At 58.7% G+C, this 24,547-nt stretch carries 24 protein-coding genes; 8 read left to right on the top strand and 16 right to left on the bottom strand.

Going from position 1 to position 24,547, the window contains the following annotated elements:
- Positions 1–104: 104 nt before the first annotated feature.
- The 8 genes from BLW08_RS12550 to BLW08_RS12515 form a co-directional block, all read right to left on the bottom strand.
- Complete coding sequence (locus tag BLW08_RS12550; protein WP_091325424.1) at positions 105–1,019, bottom strand: acyl-CoA thioesterase; 915 nt, start codon at positions 1,017–1,019, stop codon at positions 105–107.
- A 195-nt stretch (positions 1,020–1,214) separates the two neighbouring features.
- On the bottom strand, positions 1,215–2,351 hold the full coding sequence (locus BLW08_RS12545; protein ID WP_091325422.1) for a serine hydrolase domain-containing protein: 1,137 nt from the start codon (positions 2,349–2,351) through the stop codon (positions 1,215–1,217).
- A 98-nt stretch (positions 2,352–2,449) separates the two neighbouring features.
- Positions 2,450–3,277, bottom strand: coding sequence for an ABC transporter ATP-binding protein (locus BLW08_RS12540; protein ID WP_217639236.1), 828 nt, complete (start codon positions 3,275–3,277; stop codon positions 2,450–2,452).
- Positions 3,274–4,257 (bottom strand): ABC transporter ATP-binding protein, encoded by a 984-nt coding sequence (locus BLW08_RS12535; RefSeq protein ID WP_091325420.1) that lies wholly within the window; start codon positions 4,255–4,257, stop codon positions 3,274–3,276. Before BLW08_RS12535 ends, BLW08_RS12540 begins: the two co-directional genes overlap by 4 nt.
- Entirely contained in the window at positions 4,254–5,141 is an 888-nt protein-coding gene (locus BLW08_RS12530; RefSeq protein WP_091325418.1) for an ABC transporter permease, read from the bottom strand. Before BLW08_RS12530 ends, BLW08_RS12535 begins: the two co-directional genes overlap by 4 nt.
- A complete protein-coding gene (locus BLW08_RS12525) occupies positions 5,141–6,091 on the bottom strand; it encodes an ABC transporter permease (RefSeq protein ID WP_091325417.1) in 951 nt (316 codons plus the stop codon). The genes BLW08_RS12530 and BLW08_RS12525 overlap by 1 nt, the downstream gene beginning before the upstream one ends.
- Positions 6,092–6,151: 60 nt before the next feature.
- A complete protein-coding gene (locus BLW08_RS12520; protein ID WP_175538684.1) occupies positions 6,152–7,642 on the bottom strand; it encodes an ABC transporter substrate-binding protein in 1,491 nt (496 codons plus the stop codon).
- Positions 7,643–8,203: 561 nt separating this feature from the next.
- Positions 8,204–9,130, bottom strand: a complete 927-nt coding sequence (locus BLW08_RS12515) for a LysR family transcriptional regulator (protein WP_217639235.1) — start codon at positions 9,128–9,130, stop codon at positions 8,204–8,206.
- A 248-nt stretch (positions 9,131–9,378) separates the two neighbouring features.
- Here BLW08_RS12515 and hisD point away from each other — a divergent pair, with 248 nt between their 5' ends.
- The 7 genes from hisD (at position 9,379) to BLW08_RS24275 (ending at position 16,440) form a co-directional block, all read left to right on the top strand.
- Positions 9,379–10,698, top strand: a complete 1,320-nt coding sequence (gene hisD, locus BLW08_RS12510; RefSeq protein WP_091325411.1) for a histidinol dehydrogenase — start codon at positions 9,379–9,381, stop codon at positions 10,696–10,698.
- Positions 10,699–10,816: 118 nt separating this feature from the next.
- Positions 10,817–11,068 carry a hypothetical protein gene (locus tag BLW08_RS12505; protein WP_091325409.1) on the top strand — a complete coding sequence of 84 codons (252 nt, stop codon included), beginning with the start codon at positions 10,817–10,819 and terminating at the stop codon, positions 11,066–11,068.
- A gap of 169 nt (positions 11,069–11,237) precedes the next feature.
- Entirely contained in the window at positions 11,238–11,540 is a 303-nt protein-coding gene (locus BLW08_RS12500) for a hypothetical protein (protein WP_175538683.1), read from the top strand.
- A gap of 181 nt (positions 11,541–11,721) precedes the next feature.
- Positions 11,722–13,401, top strand: a complete 1,680-nt coding sequence (locus BLW08_RS12495) for a thiamine pyrophosphate-dependent enzyme (RefSeq protein WP_091325408.1) — start codon at positions 11,722–11,724, stop codon at positions 13,399–13,401.
- A 56-nt stretch (positions 13,402–13,457) separates the two neighbouring features.
- Complete coding sequence (locus BLW08_RS12490; protein WP_091325406.1) at positions 13,458–14,939, top strand: NAD-dependent succinate-semialdehyde dehydrogenase; 1,482 nt, start codon at positions 13,458–13,460, stop codon at positions 14,937–14,939.
- A gap of 655 nt (positions 14,940–15,594) precedes the next feature.
- Positions 15,595–15,909 (top strand): hypothetical protein, encoded by a 315-nt coding sequence (locus BLW08_RS23675; protein ID WP_139244892.1) that lies wholly within the window; start codon positions 15,595–15,597, stop codon positions 15,907–15,909.
- A gap of 396 nt (positions 15,910–16,305) precedes the next feature.
- A complete protein-coding gene (locus BLW08_RS24275; RefSeq protein WP_302846904.1) occupies positions 16,306–16,440 on the top strand; it encodes a hypothetical protein in 135 nt (44 codons plus the stop codon).
- On the opposite strand, the gene BLW08_RS24370 is transcribed toward BLW08_RS24275, so the two are convergent.
- The 4 genes from BLW08_RS24370 to BLW08_RS12480 all read right to left on the bottom strand — a co-directional run bounded on the left by BLW08_RS24370 (position 16,403) and on the right by BLW08_RS12480 (position 18,651).
- Positions 16,403–16,627, bottom strand: coding sequence for an ANTAR domain-containing protein (locus BLW08_RS24370; RefSeq protein WP_368086880.1), 225 nt, complete (start codon positions 16,625–16,627; stop codon positions 16,403–16,405). The two genes, BLW08_RS24275 and BLW08_RS24370, sit on opposite strands and share 38 nt — an antisense overlap.
- Positions 16,628–16,629: 2 nt before the next feature.
- A complete protein-coding gene (locus BLW08_RS24365) occupies positions 16,630–17,040 on the bottom strand; it encodes a GAF domain-containing protein (protein ID WP_368086879.1) in 411 nt (136 codons plus the stop codon).
- An 18-nt stretch (positions 17,041–17,058) separates the two neighbouring features.
- Positions 17,059–17,214 (bottom strand): hypothetical protein, encoded by a 156-nt coding sequence (locus BLW08_RS24360; RefSeq protein WP_368086878.1) that lies wholly within the window; start codon positions 17,212–17,214, stop codon positions 17,059–17,061.
- Between the two features lie 1,182 nt (positions 17,215–18,396).
- A complete protein-coding gene (locus BLW08_RS12480) occupies positions 18,397–18,651 on the bottom strand; it encodes a hypothetical protein (protein WP_091325405.1) in 255 nt (84 codons plus the stop codon).
- Between the two features lie 354 nt (positions 18,652–19,005).
- Here BLW08_RS12480 and BLW08_RS12475 point away from each other — a divergent pair, with 354 nt between their 5' ends.
- A complete protein-coding gene (locus tag BLW08_RS12475) occupies positions 19,006–19,950 on the top strand; it encodes a hypothetical protein (protein WP_091325403.1) in 945 nt (314 codons plus the stop codon).
- A gap of 2 nt (positions 19,951–19,952) precedes the next feature.
- On the opposite strand, the gene BLW08_RS12470 is transcribed toward BLW08_RS12475, so the two are convergent.
- From BLW08_RS12470 to BLW08_RS12455, 4 genes are all read right to left on the bottom strand, one after another.
- A complete protein-coding gene (locus BLW08_RS12470; RefSeq protein WP_091325401.1) occupies positions 19,953–20,453 on the bottom strand; it encodes a hypothetical protein in 501 nt (166 codons plus the stop codon).
- A 582-nt stretch (positions 20,454–21,035) separates the two neighbouring features.
- Entirely contained in the window at positions 21,036–22,028 is a 993-nt protein-coding gene (locus tag BLW08_RS12465; protein WP_091325400.1) for a hypothetical protein, read from the bottom strand.
- A gap of 914 nt (positions 22,029–22,942) precedes the next feature.
- Positions 22,943–23,617: a hypothetical protein gene (locus BLW08_RS12460; RefSeq protein WP_091325398.1), complete on the bottom strand. Its 675-nt coding sequence runs from the start codon at positions 23,615–23,617 to the stop codon at positions 22,943–22,945.
- 135 nt (positions 23,618–23,752) lie between these two features.
- Positions 23,753–24,334, bottom strand: coding sequence for a hypothetical protein (locus BLW08_RS12455; protein WP_091325397.1), 582 nt, complete (start codon positions 24,332–24,334; stop codon positions 23,753–23,755).
- Positions 24,335–24,547: the final 213 nt, after the last annotated feature.

The following is a 24,547-nucleotide window of genomic DNA, read 5'->3' as shown; positions in this document are numbered from 1 at the left end:
CTGCTCAACAGGTGGGTGGCAGTTGCCGATTGGCCGCAGGGACCAGGTCCGATCGAATCCTGGTCCCTGCGGATCACGCGCTGCTTGCAGTCGTGAATGCGCCTTTAGTGTGTGCTCCCTGAGGCCCGAAGAAGTTCATCGCCAATCTTGGTGAGCTCACTGCGGTGGCTGATAATTTCGCGGGCGTGCGCTGCGAGGCGGCGGTCTTCGGACGTGCGTTCCTCGATCGATGCTGGGCGAGGTTGGTCATTTGGAGCTGAGAAGATCATCATGCATCGGGTGGTGAGCGACGCCTTGTCAGGCGTTCTGGGCGGCGCTGACCGGACAAGGATGCTGATGTGGATGTCCGTTCCGGAGACGAGAATTGCTCTTGCATCGACTTCCACGATGTCGCCAATTCGTATCGGGCGGTGGAAGTGGATGCCGCCCGAGTACCTGGCCCTGACGTGTTCAGCGCCCAGGAGGACGGCGCAGGTAGCGGCCGCTTCGTGGATCCAACGCATAACGGTGCCGCCGTGAGCGTTGCCTGCCCAGTTGGCGGTGTTGTCTCCGGCCACGAAGCGGAGCGTGCTGCGTGGAGCAGTTCCTTGGCCGGAGTAGCGTTCGGCCAACATGGCGTCTTTGATGCGTGTGCGCACGGGGATACGTTCCAGAGCCAGTTTTTGGCGCGCGGCATCGTCGATGCTGCGGGGCTCCCAGGCCCTGACGGGGTGCGGTTTGCCGTGTTCGTCGACGGCCACAAGCACCAGGATGCAGTGCATGGCACGGTTGAATTCAGTGTCATGCAGGCCTCTGGCGTGCACGGAGACAAGGACGTGGACGCTGGAGGTTCCGGTGTGGATCACTTTGGCGCCGACTTCCACGACGGCGCCAGGGCCGATGGTTCCGTCATAGTGGACGTTGCCGACGTATGCAGTGACGCAATAACTGGTGCTCCACGCGGCGGCGCAGGCGTAGCCTGCACGGTCGATCCATTCGAGGACTCTTCCGGCTTGGACGTGTTTTCCCGTGTGGTCCATGTCCTGGGGTGAGGTCAGGAAGCGCAGGGTGAGCCTGTCGTTGGTGAATGCTTGCAGGCTGGGTGGGGTGTTGACGTTGATGGTCCTGTCCGTTCTAGTGCGTGAAGTTAGCGGGGCGGAAGCAGTATGGGTGCGGAAATGCGAAAGCGCTGTTCAGGCAAATTACTCCCGACAGCGCCTTCACATCCGAGTCCTCTACTTTGCAGCGACCGCGGCCATCATCTCGACGAGGGGAGCAAAGAACTCGAGGTCCTCGGCCGTTCTGTCTTCCAGCACGCTGAAATACACGACGGCGGTATCTGTTTCGTGATTCACGAGCAGGTACTGTCCTCCCCAACCGCCGTGGCCAACGAATGTACCGTTCGTGCTCATTTGGCGGTTGTAGCGAATGTATCCGCTGGCTGTCGGCCATGAGGGCCCGCTCGTGTCGCTGCGCGTCTCTGCCATGAATGTGGCATCACCCACCCGGCGGCCATCGACTCCTTCGCCGCCGCGGGCGAACAGCAGCCCATATCGGGCGAGATCGCGGGCGGTGAGCGAGGCCCCGCCCGCGAGCACTGGTACACCTGCCCGGTCGCAGCTGATGTGCAGGCATCCTTCAAGACCTGCGGCTTCCACGATCTCGATGAGCCAGTCCCTCAGGGGCCGGCCACTGACCCGTTCTACAATCCAGGCCAGGACCTCGGTGTTGGCCGATTTATAGTCCAGGTCGCCTGCGTGATTCGTCAGGTCATTTCCCGTGACACCGCAGAGGAAGGAGCGGATCGTGTTTTCTTCCTGGCCTTCGCGCGGAGGGCGCCAGCCGATGGCGGCGTCGAGGTCGAAGACCGAGGCGTTGGGATCGCTCCAGTCCTCGGTGTAGTCGTTGACGACATTCATATTGGCGACATCTTTCACTGTCGCCGTAGCGTAACCGGAGCCGATCTCTGGTAGATAAGTCCCTACCGTCTCATTGAGGTCGACGAGTCCCTCTGCGACCACGCGGCCCAGCATCAGGTTGAGCGTTGTCTTGGTGATTGACTGGATGGAGTGGGGTTTTTCCGGGCCGAAATCCGGAGCGTAGGCCTCGTAGAGGACCCGATCGCCGCGCACTACAGCGAAAGCAGAGAAGTGTGGGACGGCCAGAAACCGTGCAACTCCGGACTGCTCGCCGATGGTCCAGTCTGTTTCTTTTCTCAGAGGCAGGAACCCGGGAGCGCGCAAGGTCATTCCGTAGCGAGTTGTGGTGTGCAGGTTATGCCAACCCTGTCGACGATGGTCGGAAACCTCCCATCGCGGCTTGTCATCGTAGGTGATGGCGAGATCCGGGTTGGGAATAGAGTCGAGTGTCATAAAGACAGGCCTTTCATTGTTTTATCGCGTGAGAGCATGCCCGCGCATCGGCGGTTTCTACTGTCAGCCATTGCTTGAATACGTTGCCGTGCTGCCCCCTAGAGGACCGAGTCGATCAGGCTCCGTGTATATGGGTGGGCCGGGGAATTGAGCAGGCCATCGGTTGCCCCTTGTTCAACGACTTCGCCGTGTCGCATGACAATCGCGGAGTCGGTGAGGTAGCTGACGACATTGAGGTCGTGGGAGATCAGGACCAGGCCGATGCCTTGTTCTTGCCGCAGGTCACTCAACAGGTTGAGAATCTGGGCTTGAACTGAGACGTCAAGGGCAGAGGTTGGCTCGTCAGCGACGATGACCGACGGATTGGCCGCCAGCGCCCGGGCGATCCCCACTCGCTGGCATTGGCCACCGCTCATTTCCCCAGGGCGTTTGTCAATGGCCAGACCGGTCAGTCCCACCCGCTGAAGCATCTCGCGCGCGTGTTCAGATGCTTCAGCCTTTGCCGCTCCGCTGCAGGCCTCGTAGACCTCGGAGACTGTCCTCAAAGCCGTCATCCGGGGATTAAGAGCGGTGTAGGGATTCTGGAACACCATCTGCACCGCGAGGCGGAGCGGGTCGCGTCGGCGGACCGAACTCCACGGCCGTCCGCCCACCGTGATGGTGCCGGTGGTGGGTGTCAACATGCCAACGAGAAGGCTGGCCAGGGTGCTTTTACCTGATCCGCTTTCGCCGACGATTCCGATCGCAGCGCCTTCCGGGACTGCCAAGCTAACGTTTTTGACGACAGCCGGACCGGATCCGTAGGCGAAGGTGACGTCGGATGCGACAAGAACCCCTCCCGCTGCAGGTACCGTGCGATTGATGCTGCCTTCAGGCTCCATCGGATTCACTTCCACCAGGTCTTGGTCACTGATTATATGTTTCATGCTGCTCCAGCACTCTCAAGTGCTCCGATTTCGTGGACGCGGCGGCAAGCGACAAACTGTCCGGAGTCAGTTGCTTCCAGTGTCGGGACTGCTTCGTTGCATGCGGGTTGTGCATATTTGCACCGCGGCGCGAAACGGCATCCGCTCGGCCAGGCATCCGGGCTGGCCGGCGCTCCTGGTATGCCGACCAGCCGACCGGTGCGTCCGATAGTCGGGCGGGCTTCCAGCAATGCTTTCGTGTAGGGATGCCGGGGGTGCTGCAGGATCGTCTCAGTGGGTCCGTGCTCGACGACCATGCCTGAGTACATCACAGCAACGGTCTCCGTGGCGGCTGAGACGACACCGAGGTCATGGCTGACCAAGATCATTGCCATGTCCTCCTCGCGGGTCAGTTGTCCGAGAAGCTCCACGATCTCCTTCTGGACGGAAACATCCAGAGCCGTTGTCGGTTCGTCTGCGATGAGCAATTTCGGCCGACCTGCGATAGCCAGAGCGATCATGACCCGTTGCCGCATTCCTCCTGAGAGTTGATGAGGATACTGCCGCAAGATGCGCTCGGGGTCGCGGAGTCCGACCCGCTCGAGCAGTTGCGCTGCCCGGTTTTTGGGCCCAAGTCCGTCGTCGGCGTCGAGCGCTTTGATGGTCTCGATGAGATGGGCGCCGATGCGCATTAGAGGGTTAAGAGCTGAAAGCGAGTTCTGCGGTACGAGCGATACCGTTCGCCCGTACAGGTCCGCGTAGGCCTTTGGCTTCGTTAGGTCGCGCCCATCGAGCGTCAGAGTGCCATGTGTGATGCTTCCACCGATCGCTGGCAGGGATCCAGCGATGGCCCGACAGGTCAGGCTTTTTCCCGAACCCGTCTCACCCACGATTCCGACGGCGCTGCCTTTGTTAACGGCTAAATCGACGCTCGAAACGAGTTGGCGGCCATCGATCTCTATGGCGACATTCGAGGCTTGTAGAAGAAGTGTTTGGGTCATGTCAAACGTGCCCTTCGCGTATTTGAAATGAGCGAATCAACAACCATCATTACCCCGGTACCAAGAACCAGCACCACGCCGACGGTTGACAAAGAGATCCACCAAGCTTGAGATAGAACGCCCCGGCCTTCGTACATGATGCTGCCCCACTCCGGGGTTGGGGGTTGGATGCCGGCGCCTAGGAAGGGCAGGGCAGCGATGAGTGCCACGATGCCGAGTGTGTCGGCGACAGCGAATGTGGCCGTTGTAGGCGAGACCGATGGCAGAAGGTGCCGTACCACAATGCGTGGACGTGAGTAGCCGAGCAGACCCGTGGCCGCGATAAAGTCCTCCTGCCGCAAGACGTGCGTACGAGCTCGTGCAAGGCGCGCATAGGTGGTCCAATTTACGAGCCAGGTGGCAGCCAGCACCGACGCTGCACCTGGCGGTAACGGTGGAATCTGGGCTTCAGGCCCCAAGATGAGCACGATCAAGAGGACCACGATCATGAAGGGGAAAGCGATCAGGCCGTCCGTGAACCGCATTGCAACAACGTCAAGTGTCCGGCTGCGACTCGCCCCGATAACCGTGCCAATCACAGTTCCCGTGACGAGGGGCACTATCACTCCCAACGCCGCCAAGGCCAGGTCGAGTCGGCCAGCGGTAAACACCCGGATAAAGACATCGCGCCCTACCGTATCCGTGCCGAAGGGATGTTGGGCGGACGGAGGCTGGAGCGGAGCGGCGACAAGCGCGTTCGGGTCCGTAGTGTTCACGATCGGTATCACCACGCACGCGAGAATCACAGCGGCGATCAGTCCGATGCCGACCCGCAACTCGAGTCGTCGTGGGCGGCGGCGGCGGGCAGGGACGAGGCCGGGGGCCTCGGCTGCTACTACGGCCATTAGTGGCTCCTTCTAAGGCGGGGATCGGCAGCGATGTTGGCGAGGTCTGCGAGCAGGTTGAACACGACGATGGATAGCGCTGTGATGAGCGCGATTCCCTGCACGACGGGAAGGTCTCTGGAGCCCATCGCCTCGAGCAGTTTCGCTCCAAGGCCAGGCAGTGCGAAGACGGACTCTACGATCACGGCGCCGCTGACAAGAAATCCAGCGTTGAGACCGACCAGCGGGATGACGGGGAGAATCGCGTTTGGAAGGATGTGACGCAGAACGATACGGGAGCGTGGGACGCCCCTCGTGCGCGCTGCCTGCACAAATGGTTCACCGATTGTGTCCAGCGCGGCCTGCCGCACTGCCCGAGCAATCAGGGAACCGAGGTAGATGGTAAGTGCCAGTGCCGGAAGCCAAATGTATCGAGCATTTCCCGGCCAAGAGCCTGCCCACCCGCCAGCGGGGGCGAGTTTGAGCTGAACGGAGACGACGTAGAGCAGAATCAAGCCTGCCATGAAACCTGGCAGTGCCAGCAGGACAGTCATTACCAACCGGCCGGCGAGATCCGCTTCGGGGCGGCGGACCAACGCAAGCCATAGCCCTACGCCCACGCCGCTAACGATTGAGAAGACGAGGGCTACGGCCGCAAGACTGGCCGTGACCGCTAAGGCAGGAAGGATGAGTGAGAGGACATCCTGGCCGCGGACGGCGAAAGAGGTGCCCAAGTCCCCTTGGAATAATTTGGCCACTGACTCGCCAAGCTGTTGAATCATCGGCAGGTCGAGGCCAAGTTCACCGCGCAGGGCACTGACCGCCTCCGGCGATGCCCGGGAGCCAAGAATGGCCCTTGCTGGGTCGCCAGGAATGAGCCTCACCAGCGCGCCGGTGCCGACCGTTACGAATAACGCGACCAGGACAATCTGAAGGACTCTCCCCAACAGGATACGTAATACGGCAATCATTTTCTTATCTCCACCCCGTGCGAGATCTCAGTGTTGAATCGACGAACGGGTTCGGGTCGGCTATCGAACATGGTAAAAGAGGGTCGAGTCGAGGCCGAAGCGCTCCGAAGGTATCCTGCTGGCGGAGTTGACCATGTAGTCGGCAATCGGGGCCAGTGGCAAATCCTCCTCAAACAAGGTATTGACCTGATCGAGCGTTGAGTCCGCCTCGGACCCACTAGCGGTTTTGAGTTTTTCGAGAAGCTGAGTCATCTCCGGGTTGTTGTAACCCGTGCGCAGTGCTTGGATAGTCGGCCCGAGCGTGAACTGAAGAGAGATAGCTGGATAATCTCCCTGTTCGAAGTTCCCCGTCGCGAGCAGATCGTAATTTCCCTCGTCTGCATTTTTGGACAAGACGGCCGGCTCGACGTTCTCTATGCTTACTTCGATACCGACGGCCTTCAGGTTTTGTTGAACCACCACGGCAATGTCAGCATCGCCAGCGTTCGTAAATCGCAATGAACAACTGTTCTCGCATTTGGTCCCTGCTAGGAGCAACTTTGCGGCTGCGACGTTCGCTTTCTCTTGAAGGAAGGGGCGGTTGTGCGGCGAAGAGCTCGCAAACAGACCCAGTCCGAGCCGATTTCGGTCGGCAAAGACAATTTGGTTGATCTGCTCACGGTCGATCGCCGTCGAGACCGCCTTCCTGATGCGCGGGTCGCTGAGAATACTGTTGTCCCTGTTGTTCATTGCCAGAAACGTCTGCCCATTTGCAGCGAAGGCAGTGCGGGCTTCAACCGGCCCGGATAACTGGGCAAGCTGTTTGGGAGCGATTTCTTCGGCGTAATCGAGCTGACCGCTTTGAACCTGGGCAAGCCGCGACACTGGGTCGGCTACCTTCTGGAATATCAAAGTCTTCGTCTCTGGTTGCTGCGCGGGATAATTTGGATTGGCCTCAAGGATGATCTCGTCCTGGTTGGACGTCTGGATCTTGTATCGTCCTGAGCTCGGCAGCGGTTCCCCCCTGTAGAGGTCAGCTCCCCGCTCCTCTATGTCTTTAGCCGGAACAATGATCGACCCGGGAAGTGAGAGGGCGTACTCCAGCGCAGGATACGGATAATTGAGGTCGAAAGCGACCGTCAAGTCATCAATCGCCGTCACTTTCTCAATCGGGGCATACGTGTAGTCGTAGCCGTTGGTCTTGTCCGCCAAATAGTGTCCGAATGACGCCGCAACGTCAGCCGCAGTTAGCGGGCTTCCGTCGGAGAACTTCAGGCCGGCCCGGAGCTTGACCACATACTGCTCATCGCCGGGAGTCACACTTTCGGCCAACCCCATGCTGACTGCTTTGCCGTCAGAGTTCAGGTTGGTCAAAGTCCCTCCGAAGAGGTTCGTAATGGCCACCTGGCCAATGGAAAAGTTTTGACCTGGGTCAAGGGTGGTCAGGACCGCTGATACACCGATCCGGATGGTGTCGTCGTCGCCGTTGCTGGATGCAGCGTTCGTTGGGCCGCTGCATCCAGTGACCGCCAGCATGCCGCTGAATGCCACGAGCGCCGCGGCCACCTTCACGGGAGACTGCGAGTACTTCCGGCTGGCCCTCTTCCGTGGTTGAAGGCGCATCATTCCGGTCCTTCGGTCGTATTTGCGGGCATGATCGGCTCCTTTGCCTTCACGTTGAGTTGCCTAATGCTTATGAGGATGATCCGCCGCTAGCGGAACCCAGTGGGTGTGGAGTCGCGAGGCGATTCAACAACCACGCGGCCGCTGGCTCCAGGCCAGCAATGCGTGGGCTATCTGGGTGCCGGTCGGGCCGGAGTCTGGTTCGAGAGCCGCTGTGGTTGTTCGGCGCACATGACCTAAGCACAGTCAGGCTGTGAGGAATTCCGGGCGCTGAGCGCCAACGTCGGTAGCAGTCCAGCTTGGGGGCTACAGCGACCGTTGGCGAATATTGCATGTCATTCAGCGTAGAGCGACGAATCACCCCCCACAAGCCCAGTGGATACGATAGAAGCTACAGGTCTTTCCTATGGCTTACTGCAAACAGAATGTCGCGCTGACGACTTCGCGGGCAGTTCCGTCAAGTACTTTTGCGACTGGCACTGCATCGCGGCTCCAGCAGCCGTTCAGTACTTAGTGCGCGGTCGGGATCCTCTGTTCCGGGCGGACTTTCGCCATGAGAGTGCCTTCCGCCAGTTGTGCGATTTTCCGAGTAGCCGGAGAAAGATACGACGATTCGCGTTGCACAAGAGCAAGCGTGTCGTAGAGGGGCTCGGCAAAAGGAACCGTTTTGATGTTCTTCGGAAAGCCAGGGCCCTCAGCTATGGTTCTGCAAACTATCGTCCCCGCAGCTCCTGTGGAGACGAGGCTGAGCGCCGTCTCAACGTGCTCGACTTCGATATCAGGCACAATCTTCAGCCCCCGCAACTGCGCCCGCTCCTGAATCTGCTTCCGCGTAGGGTCGCTCCAGCCCGCGTATGCGTCATAGAGAACGACCTTGGACTCGGCGAATTCCTCGATCGTCATCGGTCCCAGACGCGGACTGCGCGTCGTTGATGCATAAACCACCTCATCCCGGAACAGCGGCTTGACCACCAGGCCGCGGTCCGGGACGGGTAGAACGACCAGGCCGGCCTCGATTTCCCCGTTCAGCACGGACTCTGCAACGAGGGCGGAATTCAAACCAACCAAGCGGACCTTTACCGCAGGGTAGCGCTTGTGGAACCGCTGAACCAGATCCGAAAGGTCATAATATCCGGCGTTGCGCAGCACCCCGAAGGTACAAACCCCGCCGTCCAGGGAGGAGATGGAACGAAGTGCCTGAATTCCGTTATCGAAGGATGTCACAGCTTGCTGCGCGTGCTCGCGTAATTCGACCGCTGCGTTGGTGGGTTGCAGGCGCCTGCCTCCACGCGTGAATAGGCTAAGTCCTACTTCCTGTTCCAACCGGGCGATGAGTTCGGAAACGGACGCCTGGCTGGTATCGAGAAGGTTTGCCGCGGCCGTGAATGATCCGAGGTCGTAGGCGGCTAAAAAGGCTTTGAGCTGGGTAAGAGTCACAGGAATATCCTATGGCTCCAGATAAATATTCGGGTTGGATCCGAGGGTTTTTTTCTGCGGACGCCGAACTTTGCCCTGCCGAACACGTGCGCGTCGAGGACCTGGGTCCGCCGTCGTTGAGCCCGAATTTTCAGGGTTTTTCGCCATCGCTACAGCATCACAACCCGGCCGATCATCGGATGATCCGATGATTTCTATAGCATCTTATCGGGTTGTGCGATGCCTGGCCCATCTCTAGCGTTATTGGTATGCAAATCAACGAAGCCGACAAGGCATTCATCAACGGACACTTCGAAGTCATCAAGGCACCCGAGGTCGGAGGCGTGCCGGCACAGCGGCTTCCGGCTGTGATCGAAACAGTCTCCACGATGTTGACTGACATCGAAAAGAACGGCATCGACGCCGTCATAAAGTACTCACAGAAACTCGATGGCTGGGCTGGGAACGACATCGAAATCAGCCAAGCCCAGCTCGCCAAGACCGGCGATGAACTCACCCCCGAACTGCGCGAAGCTCTTGCCGCAGGCGCTGAGAGGACCCGTCTCTTCGCGGTCGAACAGCGCGAACACCTGACAGACTTCGAAACGGAGATTCTTCCCGGCGTCTTTGCGGGCCAGCGCTACACCCCCGTCCCCCGGGTAGGCGCCTACTTGCCCGCGGGCCAGTTCCCCATCCTCGCCAGCGCCTTCATGACGGTCGGCGTGGCCAAGGCCGCGGGTGTACCGACCGTGATCGCCTGCACGCCCCCAACGAGCCCCACAGGTGGACACCCGGCCGTCCTTCACGCCGCATACCTCTCCGGTGTAGACCGCGCCTTCGCTGTCGGCGGTGTCCAGGCGTTGGCCGCAATGGCTTTCGGCCTTCTCGGTGAGCAGCCCGCAGACATCCTCGTGGGCGCTGGCAACGCGTATGTTACCGAGGCCAAGAGGCAGCTCTTCGGTCGCGTCGGCATTGACCTTCTTGCCGGTCCTTCTGAAGTGGCCGTCATCGCCGACGAGACCGCAGATCCCGAACTGGTCGCAGCTGACCTCTTGGGCCAAGCCGAGCATGGTGTCCTCTCGCCCGCTTCGCTCGTCACCACCAACCGCACATTCGGCGAAGAAGTTATCCGGCACATCGAAAAGCAGCTCGAAACCCTGGCCACGCGGAACATCGCCGGACCGGCTTGGCGTGATTACGGCACCGTGTACGTAGCGGAAGACCGAGAGACCGCTGCCGAAATCATGGACATGTTGGCACCAGAGCACTTGGAAATTCAGACCTCCGATGACGCTTGGTACCACGACAATCTGAAGAACTACGGCTCCATCTTCCTGGGCCCCTGGTCGACTGTGGCCTACTCCGACAAGGGTATTGCCGGTACCAACCACGTCCTCCCGACCGGTCGCGGCGCCAAGTCTTCTGCTGGACTTTCCGTCTCCCGGTTCCTCAAGCCGCTGACCTTCCAGCGCGTCGAAAAGGAAGCAACTCCCCGCCTGGCGAACTACGTGGCCACCATCTCCGCATTCGAAGGCATGGAAGCGCACCGCGCCACAGCCACCCTGCGTCTGGACCGTTTCAACCGCTAGCAACATCCGCCTTCAGACAAGGTTGCCTGTAGGCGAATCTGGGGCTCTGGACAGCGTCCGGAGCCCCAGGCTCACCATTCGACTAAACAGAACCACCACTGACAACAAGGAAGAGACCATGAAGAAGAGGAATCCCGCCAGGGCCGCGGGACTGCACTGGACAAGGAGCAATACTGGTAGCCACTGCCCCAAGACCGGATGGTGGGTTCCGTCCGGCCAGGTGGGAGCAGAGCCACAATTCCTGACGGAAGGCAGCATTATGCCCACCCACGACGGTATTCGGGTCTCATGGGAGACGGACCGGATCCAGGTTGCCAATCGCCAGCGTTACGAACTCTGCGTTCCGGGGGCATACCTTGACTTGCTCTGATGCAAACGGCTCCACCCAGCGGCAATTCCGTTCGAGGCCGCAGCAAGAGTCCGGAGAAAGCTCCACCTGCGAGGACGGCTGCTTCTTCTGCGCAGGACCCGAGACAGACTAGCAGCAACGCCGCGCGCTTCCAGGACCATCCATTCTCCTCCCAGCAAGCTGAAAGCCCATGCATAGATGTGACCACTGGCCGAGCCTGATCGGCTTAAGAATAGAAATCCGGCACCACGGCAACCCCGTCCGGGACGGACTGGTGGAAGCCGCGACCACTGACGCGACCACAGATTCCTCCATACTCTGGCTGCATGCCGAAGGAGTCGATGGACGGACTCTTTACTTGGCCGACGAGGGCTACGAAGCGTGGGTCGAGCCGGCAACCCTCCCCAACGACGTTTATATGCAGTTGATCTGCCACCGCGGATCAGTCGGCGAAGGCCTCGAGAACGATTTGAGCGCCACGTCCGCCCAATAGCAGTTACCCGATGACTCAGAACATCGCGAAACCCAATCAGAACATTCAAGCAGCCCCAAGACGACACGAAGACACAGAGGCCATGACAACGAAGTCTGCTCACCCCACACCTTCCATTTCCAGTGCCGAGGTCACAGACCTTGGGACATCGGAAAGCGGAGGCAGCACACCAACGACGCCTATGGCCGACCTCCGCCGTTCATTCGCTCCGGAAACAGATCCACGTCCGGCAACGGCCTCAGCGGGACATGTCATCGTCCAGTCCTTGGCTTCGCATGGAGTTAAACGCACTTATGTGGTGCCTGGAGAATCCTTCCTGGAAGTACTCGACGGGCTGCACCAATCAGACATCGAAACGATCGTCTGCCGCCATGAAGGCGGCGCAGCCTATATGGCAGAGGCCGATGGAAAGATGACGCAGGTTCCGGGCATCGCCATGGTGACCAGAGGTCCAGGTGCAGCAAATGCCCACGTAGGGCTGCATACAGCTTGGCAGGACTCGACGCCGATGGTCCTTTTCGTGGGTCTTATTCCCTTCACCCACAGGGATAGGGAAGCGTTTCAAGAGTTCGATATCAAGGCTTGGTTTGATACAGGTGCTAAACGGGTCATGGTCCTCGACCACCCTGAAAGAGCATCGGAAATCGTAGCCGAAGCGATGTTTGCCGCTACGAACGGCAGGCCAGGCCCAGTGGTCGTGGGCCTGCCCGAAGACATCATTCGAGAGCACGTCCCCAACACCATTCATCCACCCATCCCTGTTGCGACCGGCGGAATGACCGTGGCCGACTCTGCGGCCATCGCCGAAGCCCTGGCAGCCTCATCGAAACCGCTTTTTGTCACCGGTGGCAACGACTGGACCCAGCATGGCGCCGATCAACTGACGCAATGGCTGGAAAAGCACCACATTCCCGCGGCCGCCGAATGGCGCACAGAAGGCACTGTTCCTTTTGACTCGCCCTCTTATGTTGGACCTATCGGCTACGGCCGTCCACGACCTACGTACGATCTCCTGGACGAAACGGATCTGTTGATCTTTGTCGGGACAGTTCCTGGCGATGTCATCACCGACGGCTTCGTTTGCCGGCAGGACTGGACCAAGAAGAACTTCCTCGTCACCATTGACCCGTCCCTACGTGGCCGCTCCGGTCCGGTCTCCTACCAAATCGTCGCAAAACCAGATGTCTTTGTGCGCGACCTGACCAAGATTGACCTTCCCGTCAAAGAGGAATGGAAGTTCTGGACAGCCCGGATGCGGGGCGAGCAGGAAAAATTCGCAACGCTGCCACCCGCAACGCCGTCGGATGGTAAGGCAAGTATGGACACATTAATGGCCAACCTCGTTCCGGCTCTCGCTGATGACGCCATGGTGACATTCGGCGCGGGTGAACACACCAACTGGGCGCACCGCTACTTCCCCACCCGCCGCTACGCCTCCATGATCAGTGCCCGCAACGGTTCCATGGGCTACTCGATACCGTCAGCTATCGCGGCCTCACTGGCTCATCCAGAGCGTCGCGTTGTCACGATTGCCGGTGACGGCGAGTTCCTGATGAACGGACAAGAACTCGCCACCGCCGCGCAGTACGGCGCCACGCCCTTAGTGGTCGTCATGGATAACCAGGAATACGGCACCATTCGCACCCATCAGGAGCGTCACTACCCTGACCGTGTCTCGGGAACCCAACTCAAGAACCCGGACTTCGCACTCATGGCCCAGGCATTCGGCGGGTATGGAGTAAGAGTTGAACAGGATGCGGATGTGCCGCAAGCCCTTCAGAGCGCTCTGAAGGCCATCGATGAGGACAAAGTCTTCGCGCTGATCCACATCATTGTCGAACAGCGGGTCAAGGCCTACTGACTCTCCGCCCCCGGCGCTCCCGCCGTCGGCATGATGGCCTACGAATGGAAGAATAAATGTCTATCTCCGCTTTGATTGAACTTGAACTACTCGATTCCGTCCCTACCGGCCTGCTGATCAACGGTCAGTGGCGCCCGGCCGGTTCCGGAAAGACCTTTGATGTTGAGGACCCGGCAACGGGCAAAGTCCTCCTCAGCATTTCCGACGCCGGTGCTGAAGACGGCGCTGCCGCCCTCGACGCCGCTGCTGCCGCCCAGGCTGATTGGGCCCGCACCGCGCCGCGCGAACGCGGCGAGATCCTGCGCCGTGCCTTTGAGCTGGTCACCGAGCGCGCCGAAGACTTCGCACTGCTGATGACCCTGGAAATGGGTAAGCCCCTGGCCGAAGCCCGCGGCGAAGTGACCTACGGTGCCGAGTTCCTGCGCTGGTTCTCCGAGGAAGCCGTCCGCGTTTCGGGCCGTTACTCCGCAGCTCCGGATGGCAAGAACCGCCTCCTGGTGCAGAAGAAGCCGGTGGGTCCCTGCCTGCTGATCACCCCGTGGAACTTCCCGCTGGCCATGGCCACCCGTAAGGTAGCCCCCGCCGTCGCCGCCGGTTGCACCATGGTTCTCAAGCCCGCCAAGCTGACCCCGTTGACCAGCCTGCTGTTCGCCCAGGTTATGCAGGAAGCCGGCCTGCCCGCCGGTGTACTGAACGTCATCCAGTCCTCCACCGCGGGCGCCGTGACGGGGCCGTTGATCAAGGATGACCGTCTCCGCAAGATCTCGTTCACCGGTTCCACCCCGGTGGGCCAGGCTCTGATCCGTGAAGCGGCGGGCAAGGTCCTGCGCACCTCCATGGAACTCGGTGGTAACGCCCCGTTCGTGGTCTTCGAAGACGCTGACCTGGACAAGGCTGTTGAGGGCGCCATCGCGGCGAAGATGCGCAACATGGGCGAGGCCTGCACCGCTGCGAACCGCTTCATTGTGCACGAGTCCATCGCTGATTCCTTCGCGGAGAAGTTCGCTGCCAAGATCGGTGCACTGACCACTGCCCGTGGCACGGAGCCGGAGTCCAAGGTTGGGCCGCTGATCGACGGGAAGGCCCGCGATGGCGTGCACGCCTTGGTCACTGAAGCCGTGGAGGGTGGCGCGACCGCCGTTACCGGTGGTGCGCACGTGGATGGCCCCGGCTACTTCTACCAGCCCACCGTGCTGAAGAACGTTGCCGCCGACGCCCGCATTCTGCGGGAAGAAATCTTCGGACCGGTAGCGCCGATAATCACCTTCTCCACGGAAGACGAGGCCGTTCGCCTGGCCAACACCACCGAGTACGGCCTGGTTGCCTACGTCTTCACCAAGGACCTCAACCGTGGCCTGCGCATCAGCGAACGTCTTGAGACCGGCATGCTGGGCCTGAACGCCGGTGTGATCTCCAACGCGGCCGCACCGTTCGGTGGCGTCAAGCAGTCCGGCCTGGGCCGCGAAGGCGGTTCCGAAGGCATCGAAGAGTACCTCTACACCCAGTACGTAGGTATCGCGGACCCATACGCCGACTAGGCGGCAATCAGACCACCAGGGCCTTCCGTCCTCGCAACGCGGAAGGCCCTGGTATCCACATCAAAGGGATTTGCAGGTGAACGAGTCGAATGTTTGACCGAACTCAGGAAACACAAGAATCCCTGCCCCTTTTCTACGACCCCCTTGCCGGATCGAAGCATTCGGCCACGACGAGGGCACGGAAGAACCGAGGACAAAAGAAGAGTGAGTTGCATCGACGGGCAGCCGCTGTGGCGGCCGTATCCCGCGATCTGGAACTACTTGCAACTCGGTCAAGTAAAAGTGGTAGGCAGCACCGATAAACACCTACGTTGGCCAGACATCGCATTCCTTATCCGTTGGCCCCAGCACTGGACCGATGAATGAGACATTGGCCCCGTGCGAACGCGTCAGCTCGACTCCACGTTGATTACGGCCCTTCAGTCACTCCACGTTGGGGCAGAGCACGTGCCAACACCTTCGGCAGAATTCGCCGGAGGCTAGCCGCTTATAGGTATGACCCTTGACACCAGTCAGCATCCTACGACGAAAGCACCCCGCGCACTCGATCCATATGATCGCGATTCCCGCTATCGGCGACTTGACCGGCGCGGATATCCGAACCGCGGACAGCGCAATTGAAGCACACCCCGATCGATCCCTATCAGGAGGACTTGTGTCCCACAATTCGCTTTCTTTGGTAACCAGCGCTGTCTTCTCGATAACGGACAACGACATTTCGCCTCTAGCTTCCCTTGAAGTCACTGTGGAGGAGCCCGGAAGCCGGGACGAAAAGCTCAACCATGCGGTAGACACACTCATGCCCGCCGCTTTGGAACGCAAGCAGGGCATCCTCGTCATACAACGCGATTACGGAAAGTACGTCGTCCGCGTCGATCAAGACGTGCCATGCGGCGTGACTCAGGAGTCCCCGTCATCACGTCTTGCAAACCGAACTCACGAGCAAGACACCTCTGCGCCAACAGTATGAAATACACCTCCAACCTGACGTCAGAGGGGGCACCTGCAAGCGTCAAGTGAAAATTCGGAAAACGATTTGACAACACGCCTTTGCGGAAGCCTCAGATATGAGCCTGACGCATACTGCTCTGGGCCGCGTTGAGTACGCGGAGAGACTCCGGCGACCACCCTGGATACCCACAAGTGCCAATACAGGGGGGCTCAGGGTTGCACTTACCGACCCCCATCGGGTTCGCCGGGTCTGGTCCTCACGAGTGCGATTTGGGATTATCAGGGTGTCTTTTAGAAGCAAGGGCACGACGACTACTAGCGGTGTTGGGCCGCTGGTCAGGGGCAACCCTGCGGAGAATCCTCGCGTGAGAGCGCTTAAGCTGATTCAGCAGCACGTCGTCACCCTAGACGACCTATGGATGCAGTATGGGCCAACGGCGGCAGTGCCATGGAATTCGAGTCGGATGCTTTCCTTAACGGCGCCTTCGAGCTGTGCCCGTTCGACAACACCGTCATCGCTTGGGCGTTGGAGGACCTGAACGTCGCATAGCCCAGGCTGCGTGTGTCCTTTGGGCCAAGCAGGATCTGTCCTGGAAGTGGGCCGTGATGTGCCCGCTGCTACCGGTGCGGGCTTTAATGATGCCGTCAGCGACGTCGTGAACCTTCTGGTTGCGGTGCCGGGAGGCCGTCGTGAGGAATTTGAAGGCCTCTTCCTGGGTGCAGTGGCTTTGCTCCATGATCATTCCGCATGCCAGATCGATCGGCGTCCGGAGCTCCATCGCGGCCTTGAGGTCTTGCGCGAGCAGGTCGGCGGCAATGACACGCAGGCGAGCCGCAAAGCCTGGCCTGCCATGTCGCCGAAGACCACGGCCTCGCCGATGGCCTCTTCGGTGAAGAGTCCTGTCGCGGGGGCGAAGAACTTCAGGGCTGCTGAGGCGTCCTTGCCCAAGTCCAGCGGAAGACCGAGCACGCTGCGGGCACCGGCGGCAGCAAGGGTCCCGGCATACGCCGGCCAGCGAGTGTCCGTGTGGGTGTCCGCCAGCAGCACCGGTTGCAACGTCTCCAGGGATTCCAAGCAGGGCCCGTACCCGAGTGCCTGTTCCACGCCGTCGAGCAGGATCGCTTCGTCGCTGTTGCCGGCAATGGTCACGGCCCGTTTGCGCCGCCATTAAGTCACGGCGCATTCAACGCGTGCTCGAGTGGCACGGCTCAGGGTCGTTGCCGCGTACCGGGTCACGCCGTCCACGAAACCCTTGATATCGGTCGTGCCGGGGATCAGTTGATGAAGCCGCTGGAAGTCTCCGTTCTGCTCATCAGTTTCCACAGCACCATCCTAGGAAGCCCCGTGAGAGAGCAACAGACAGCAACCACCCGAGAACGCCGACGGCAGACACCACCTGCTATACGCCTTCTGGTAAGGCGACATAGCGACCCTCACCGGCAAACTGGTCGGCTCCGATATGCCCGGCCGACTCTCGGCTGAACCAACAAACCTCCATTTGTAGTACCGCTGGAGTACCGCGTGGACTACGCGGCTGAAACCGACCCCACAGCACTCGGTCGGCTTAGCGATCGAGTTCCCACGCGGAGTGGCCCTGCACGTGCAGTGCGCTTCCGAGCCGGCGTCATGTCGCTATGGCCACGCAGATGCAATGAGTAGATATAGGACGAAGGAGGGACAACGCGATGGCTGTGATCAGTCTCGATAAAGGAGATTTAAGTGTGGACACTGTCCACACCCCTTTTGGATGGACAAAGACGGCGAGACGCCGGTCCGTGCCGAGTGCCGGTGAACCGGATCTCGAAAAATCCTCTCAGAATTTTACTGAAAGTCATGTCATCGGCACATGCGAGGACCATGAAGCAGTGAACGGCCAAACAGGGACCGCCACAACACCCAGAAAGGAGGGCTGAATGACCCCACAACCCAACCAGCGGAGCGCTCACCAGCCAGGGCACTGATCCCGCTCCCCACCCAAACTGAACAGGCCGCACCCGGTGGCCAGGCTAAAGCCGGGACTCCCAATCAGAGGGACTTGTCAAGAAATGTACACACATTAAAGCAAAAACCCCCTCTGACGAGGGGGTTTGCCGTGCCCGAGGTGGGACTCGAAAGCGATTCCGGGCCTTGTCATTGCTGGGAAGTGGCGGAAACATGCGGAATCCGGGGCAATCCGGCGGCTGTACGGGCCAGTCCGAGGCCGGAGGTGTGGACATTGTCCACACCTCCTTTTTGCCCCTGTCGGCGGTCGTCGGGTCGCCGTCCATGGCTGAGGAAACGAAATGGAGAACGCAGCAGACGACGGACAATCCTCGGTAGTCCGAAGTGCCTGCGAGCACTGACAAAGACCTGTTCATCCGATTTCCTCCTCCGACACGTTCATGGCGGCTCAACCCAGGCAACGACATGACATGCTCAAGCCCTAACTCCAACCCGTCGCTCGTCGAGCGGCAGAGGTGATGAACGGACTGCCCGGGTTTCGTTGGCCCTCGGGGTTGATAGTTTTTAGGCGGCTGGAAGGCCTGTTTCGATGGTCTCAAACCCTATGGGCGTGCCTGACTTGAGCTGGAAGCGCAGGTTTGCGTTGAACACGGCTGTTGTCAGCGTCTCAACGATGGAGAAGGGCATTGGGACGAACGTGTCAGTTGTGCCCTTGTAGGCCTTTTTGTAGCGCTCGTTGTCGTAAAGCTTGTTGTCTCGGTCCCACTTGTCGTGGAAGTTGGTCTTGGCGTACTTCCACGAGTCGTCAAAGCGCTTCATCGCCTTTTTCAAGTCTTCATCTTCGCTGCTGCTGGTTGCCTTGTGGTTGCTTTTGCTTTTCCGCCTACCACGTGAAGTCTGCAATTGCCCTATCTAGTTACTATCCTGAAGGTAACACAGAGCGAATTGTTTTAAAGCCAATTTTAATCAACAATGCGGCACCGTACCGTCGAGTTCTTCGAGCCTGAAAAACTTCACTGGGCCGTCCAACTTTCCTGGCTAATGCTTCTTGGTTGTAGACTTCTTACTTCGTGACTGCCCTGCCATACCTGCCCCTATTTAGACACAAACAGCAATAGATTAAAAGAGACGTGTTAGGCTTTTCAGCGCTCCCAGCGAATCCCAAGAGGATAAATGCTCGCCCAAATACTGCCCGGCTTCCGTGATTTCCGCACTCCCCTGATGACGGGGGTCCTGTGGCTCACGGCGTTATGGGTCTTTCTCGGAACGCCGATCCCAAAGAAGGACGACAAGGACGGCATCTTTGGCCTCCTTAATCAGGTGTCAGATTACCTATCGCCCACCCTTGTGCTGGGAGTGGTCAGCTTTAGCGCATATGTGCTGGGCGTTCTGCTCATGCCTGACATCCGACGCAAACTGAGGCGTGGCTCTGTCCGAATCCACTGGTTCAAGGCTGGACTCGCGAAGTTCTACGATAAGCGAAAGATCAAGTGGATTCGTCGGTTGATGTGGAGGGGTAATCTCCACCTTCGCCAACCTGAGCACCCTCGACGGGGCGGCCACACCAGGAGAAGCGAGGAGTTGCTGGAGTTCCTCGCTATCGATGCCGTATATACCGCAGGCAAGCAGGGTCACAGCTTGGTTCCTATCCGCAAGCACTACGACTTCCTCGATCCCGAGCGCGAACCTGGTGACGACAACGAGGTCTTGATCGAGCACATCAAAAGAGACCTGTTGGAAGAAGCAACAGATATAGCCGCCGCTCTGCAAGCCGGTAATGAGCGTGTCTTCAACAACTACGACCGAGCTAGATCCGAAGCTGAGTTTAGGTTCTGCATTCACCTCCCCTTGTTCTTCATAGCGGTCGGAACCGCCGTGAACATGTGGAACAGTGACTTCGTGCTTGCCCTTCTAATCGGCATCACTGGCCTTGTCGTAAGCACCGTTCTTTTCGTCAAGGGCATTCACAAGATGAACGAAGCAACAGAAATTGGGGCAGAGGCCATCAAAGCCGGCGTGGTTCCAAGCAAAGCACTGGAGCGCGTACCCGGCTGGAACAAGAAGAATGAGCCTAAGACCGAAGCCAAGGCTCCCGATGCAGTAGCAGCTAGCGGCTAGGACTAGCTTTCAACCGCTAGCCCGTTCTCTTGCTCGTAAGCCAAGAGCGAGAGGTTGTCGAGTGTTTTGCTTGGATTGTTCAAGATTCCAGGACTACGGTCCAGCACCGAAAGTTCAGTGACAGTGAGCTTCCGAACCGAGCAGATAGGTTCGCCTTTGGCATCTTTGTACTTGACGATCAGCCATTCATCCATCTGCAGTGCCACGTTCTCAACATCCTTGACCGACTCCATCAGCTGGTACGCGGTGTTGGCGTTGATCGCACTTATCTCGGCACGCTGCTTATTGACCGTAAAGTCCTTGGCCCACCGATCAGCAATAACCGCTGCTTCTCCCAGCTTGTTCTTGGCTGCCTGCTGAGCAATCTGGCCATCGTCGCCATCTAGCCATGCCTTGAGCCGCAGCCGTAGCGATCCTCTGTCGACGTTTTCTATCTTCGTCCGACCGTAGCCAGCATCAGCCAGGACAACTTCCAGCGCCTGGATAGCTTTGAAAGCAGTCACGGCATCATCAGTGTCTAGGTAGACCCGGACGATAATCGGCTCTGGTGCAGGAGACTTAGTGAAGCCGTGAGCGAGCTGGTTCCTCAGGGCACGCGAGACTCTAGTGGCAGCGCTAAAAGCAGCCGCTTCAATCTGAACAGACTCATTGACGGTTGAACTCGGGTTTCTCTTTGCACCCCTGTCAGTGACGTACCTGCCGGACTTGGCTGACCGCGACACGGATGATCCTAGCAAGAGGGTCTTCGAACATATGTTCTAATTAAAGCTATGAAGGTAAAGGCTGCGAACAACCACGGTGCTGACAGCATCATCGGAGACGATCTCTCCGCTGATGTCCGACGTACGCTTTGATAGGCATCCCATCTTTTTCACCCCCTCCAAGGGTTAGGTGCGAGTGATCACGGGAATATGATCACTTCTGCACCGTATTATGAGGGAATGCTATTTATTGCTAATGGGATAATTGGTAAAATAGGAGGTGAATGAAATAGATTGATCTTATTGCCTACCTAAAGATGTCCACATGTTCTAGTGGCGTCCCTCTATTTTTGTTCGGCAACACCTAAAGTATCTCTCGACTATTTAGGATTCGGCTGGCCAGAAGCGAGGGTGCTTATAGGACCAAGCACACAGCACATTTGGGCGCTGAGGGTCGATGTCATCGGGTGAAAGCTCTGCTGTGACTCTTATAGTTTTCTGTGCATTCAGAACTTCGAATTCAATCTCATAGGTAAATGATTGGCCGGCCTGCAACTTCATGGCGGTCACTTCATCAAATGCTGGGAACTCCAGTTCGAAAGACACCGCCTTTGGTACGTCGAGTGCAACACCGTCCACCACCGGACCCACGAGGTACCGTCCAGAAGCGGGATTAGTAACCAATCCGCGAGCCGGACGAATACGCAGCGGAGAAGTTGACCCATCAGCGATCAGACTTGCGCTCATGCCATGTGAGGGCAGCGTCACCGGCTCACTACTGTTGTGCTCGAAGTAGATTCGAATCTCCCCGCTGGGCTTGAAGTCCACCACTTGCTGCCAGTCTATTGTCGTCTCAACTCTCTGCAGCTTGAATGACGCCTTTAACATCACCGTTGACGGGACGCTAACAGCCGGAATCAACAGGCGCAGCAGTTCATCGCGCTTGGCGCTCCGAGTCCCGGTTCCCTCTCGCATCGGAACTTCAAGTTTGGGACTGTCACCGACCTTGACGACATAGGGTGCTCTATCGGAAGCGAACGCCAATGCCACGACCTGTTCACCATCGGAATTGATGACCACTGGCATATGCCGAATCAACTCCGGTCCGGTCTGATCAAACTGAGGGCCAATCTGATTCCACCAATCCAACACGTCTGTCCCTGAAACATCAAAAATTTGCCCAGAATCTTCGTCGATTCCAATGATGTAGATGACTGGGTCGCCACCAGCGCGGTTGAGGCTACCTGCTAGTTGGCGCGCTTTGTTCTCTTGGGGCCAACTGCGCTTGCATTCTATGAAGTCGTGCTCGACTTGTTGCCCCTTGCGAATTTGCTCAACAGCAGTCAAGACTCTGGTCTCAAGATCGATAGCGCGCATGACTCAACGCTATCGAACACCCCCGACAGAAGCGCACTCAGAGCTTGACCAAGACTGGGGTATGTCATAGGTTTGACGCTTCGTCCAGGAACAGCACTCCCCGGTGCGCGCCAAGTGTCTGCTTTGCCGCCGTCGTAGTCCGCAGCAGGGACCGGCCCATCGGATGTGCGTGCACTACCCGTGCCCTCGTTCCCAGCTCTCACGCCACTAGGAAATCTGGTTGAGTTCTCGAGGAAACGTCTGAGCTGCTCTGCGCAGGGGTTGCACCGATCCAGTGCTCGCTACCAGCGATGCGGAGCTGTGCAACATGAAGACTTCCGAAAAGTCAGGCTTTGTCAACAGTCAGGGGCCATATAGGCCCCTGACCTGCGGCAACACAGTGCCCGAGGTGGGACTCGAAGGGGATTCAAGGCCATGGAAACACTGGGAAGTGGCGGAAACATGCATCCAGGCCAGTCCGGCGGCGGTAGGGCCAGTCCCAGGCGGAAAGTGTGGACATTGTCCACACTTCATTTTGCTCAACCCAGCATCAAAATCGGAGACTTAACGCGTCCCTGCGCACTCATAGTGTGCGCAGGGAAATCTGCACTGCCGTCGATCCTGCAGATTGCATACTGGATGGCATCTCCCGGTCCAAGTGAGGCCACGACCTCCAGGGCTGACCCCTCCGGCCGGCAGAACAACCCAAAACCCGACGGCACTCTGCACTCCAGAACGATGAATAACTCGACACGGTGCGAGCACCTTCTTCATCAAGTGCATGGCCGAGACGGCACCAAAGAACATGACCCAGGCCTACCGGCCAGCCCGACGACAGAACATCCGTAAACGGCGTAAAGACTGCGGGAGTAGACGAGCTGCTAAGACTCCCTGCCAGCTCTTAACCGGCAACGGCCCCTTGAGCGCCTGCGGGGTTAGCGACGCGCTGTTGCGACGCCAGCAGCTTTCTGTCGCATCGCAGTCTTTGTCGTCGTAACGACTAGCCCCGCAAGGTCTTTGGCGGTGGAGAAATAGAGGTCAGCTACTTCACGTCCAAGCGGCGGGCTATCGGGGTTTTGAGAACTGTAGATTCGGATCAGCCGCTGAGCGGCTCTAGCCATATCATCATTGAATATGCCTGCTGCTTCTAGCTCCAGGACAGCTGCGCCATACACATCGTTCGCAGGAAAGCTGCTGTTCACCGGATCGATTCCCAAAGCCTTGGCGCACTCAATGACGGTCTGGATATAGGCGATGAAAGTCCAACTAACGATGCGTTCAGCTGACGCTTCAGGCGCGGACAACAGTTTTTCCACCTTGCTGAAAAAATCGTTGTATTCGATCTCAAGATGAACTTGTGCTTCACGCAATGCGTCATCTTCCACGCTGTCGGCGGGAGGAGAACCCGCCCGATCCTCAGCCCTCTGAACATCGGCTTGGGCCTTGCTCAAATCGACCCGCACCTTCACACCCAAAGCATCCAGTTCCCCATTTGTGAGTCGGCCAAGTACTCCTCTCAGGTGTCCCCGGAAAACGAAGACAATGGTGATCGCCGTGGCCGGCCAGGCGAGAACCTTCAGATACTCGAGAACGAGATGGGCAATTTCCAAGGTGTTGTCCCCTCGACGGCGTCGTGCTACCCAAAGTTGATGGGAGTCAAAACCATCCTAGGCTCATCCCGTCGTACGCTTTGGACCGGAGCCCACGGTAACCACCCTACATGTCTGGTTGGACGCTTTATTTAACTAGCGCTTCCAAAAGAGACTTATCAGCGACCGACCAATGTCCCGAAACACTGAGAAGATGCCCTGAAAAACCGGGACGAAAGTTCGGCCAAGATAGCGAAAACCCTCGAAGAAGACCAGCAGAACGGCTGGAATTGGAGCCATTAAGAGCCTGTCCGAGTCAACGTTGAGAGACTTCCACCACGGGGGCTGCTCGGCATCAGACGCTGGCTCAAGTTTGCCCGCGAACCGCGTCCAGCTGATTCCTTGTGCATCACGAAACGTGGTTCGAAGCGCGACGGGACTAGCAAACTTAGTAAAATCGGTAGACTTCTTTCCGAAAGCTCCTGGCGCAAGAGGTCCGAGCTCATAATCGGCAACCACTTGGCCGCTTTCAGCTTCTACTATTTCCATAACTGTCTTCTCTACAACCTGATTTGTTGAGTTTTTGTAGAACAGCTCGCACCTGCCGGATGCCATATCTATCCAGAACGCCACATTGTTGGCCTGACTCTGCAGCTCGATCCGTTCCGCGGCAATGTCACGCCCACGTTCAAGACGGTAAGCCCGCGCGGCGTAAATGGCGGCGGCCACGGCGGCCACAACTGCACACCATGTCGGGAAATCACCCCAGTCTTGGCCTAACCAAGTGAGTCCATCGGGCCGCGATGCGGTTTGTACGATGATGTTTGGGCCGTCGCAACGAAGAGTTCCGCCCAAGTAAGGGGGTGGCGCCGGAACGCAAGTTAGCATGAGGAATCGATCCTAGATCTTGGGCGGTTACTTGGAGGCGCAACGGCATTAGCTGCAGGCAAG

The organism is Arthrobacter sp. cf158 (assembly GCF_900106835.1).
GTDB lineage: Bacteria > Actinomycetota > Actinomycetes > Actinomycetales > Micrococcaceae > Arthrobacter.
Note: the sequence above shows the minus strand (reverse complement) of the source record. Positions and strands in the feature narration are given on the sequence as shown.

Excerpts from the sequence above, each read along its gene's own strand:
- BLW08_RS12550 (WP_091325424.1), bottom strand. The coding sequence starts at position 1,019 with ATGGACCACACGGGAAAACACGTCCAAGCCGGAAGAGTCCTCGAATGG.
- BLW08_RS12545 (WP_091325422.1), bottom strand. The coding sequence starts at position 2,351 with ATGACACTCGACTCTATTCCCAACCCGGATCTCGCCATCACCTACGAT.
- BLW08_RS12540 (WP_217639236.1), bottom strand. The coding sequence starts at position 3,277 with ATGAAACATATAATCAGTGACCAAGACCTGGTGGAAGTGAATCCGATG.
- BLW08_RS12535 (WP_091325420.1), bottom strand. The coding sequence starts at position 4,257 with ATGACCCAAACACTTCTTCTACAAGCCTCGAATGTCGCCATAGAGATC.
- BLW08_RS12530 (WP_091325418.1), bottom strand. The coding sequence starts at position 5,141 with ATGGCCGTAGTAGCAGCCGAGGCCCCCGGCCTCGTCCCTGCCCGCCGC.
- BLW08_RS12525 (WP_091325417.1), bottom strand. The coding sequence starts at position 6,091 with ATGATTGCCGTATTACGTATCCTGTTGGGGAGAGTCCTTCAGATTGTC.
- hisD (WP_091325411.1), top strand. The coding sequence starts at position 9,379 with ATGCAAATCAACGAAGCCGACAAGGCATTCATCAACGGACACTTCGAA.
- BLW08_RS12505 (WP_091325409.1), top strand. The coding sequence starts at position 10,817 with ATGAAGAAGAGGAATCCCGCCAGGGCCGCGGGACTGCACTGGACAAGG.
- BLW08_RS12500 (WP_175538683.1), top strand. The coding sequence starts at position 11,238 with ATGCATAGATGTGACCACTGGCCGAGCCTGATCGGCTTAAGAATAGAA.
- BLW08_RS12495 (WP_091325408.1), top strand. The coding sequence starts at position 11,722 with ATGGCCGACCTCCGCCGTTCATTCGCTCCGGAAACAGATCCACGTCCG.
- BLW08_RS12490 (WP_091325406.1), top strand. The coding sequence starts at position 13,458 with ATGTCTATCTCCGCTTTGATTGAACTTGAACTACTCGATTCCGTCCCT.
- BLW08_RS24275 (WP_302846904.1), top strand. The coding sequence starts at position 16,306 with ATGGATGCAGTATGGGCCAACGGCGGCAGTGCCATGGAATTCGAGTCG.
- BLW08_RS24370 (WP_368086880.1), bottom strand. The coding sequence starts at position 16,627 with ATGGAGCAAAGCCACTGCACCCAGGAAGAGGCCTTCAAATTCCTCACG.
- BLW08_RS12480 (WP_091325405.1), bottom strand. The coding sequence starts at position 18,651 with ATGAAGCGCTTTGACGACTCGTGGAAGTACGCCAAGACCAACTTCCAC.
- BLW08_RS12475 (WP_091325403.1), top strand. The coding sequence starts at position 19,006 with ATGCTCGCCCAAATACTGCCCGGCTTCCGTGATTTCCGCACTCCCCTG.
- BLW08_RS12465 (WP_091325400.1), bottom strand. The coding sequence starts at position 22,028 with ATGCGCGCTATCGATCTTGAGACCAGAGTCTTGACTGCTGTTGAGCAA.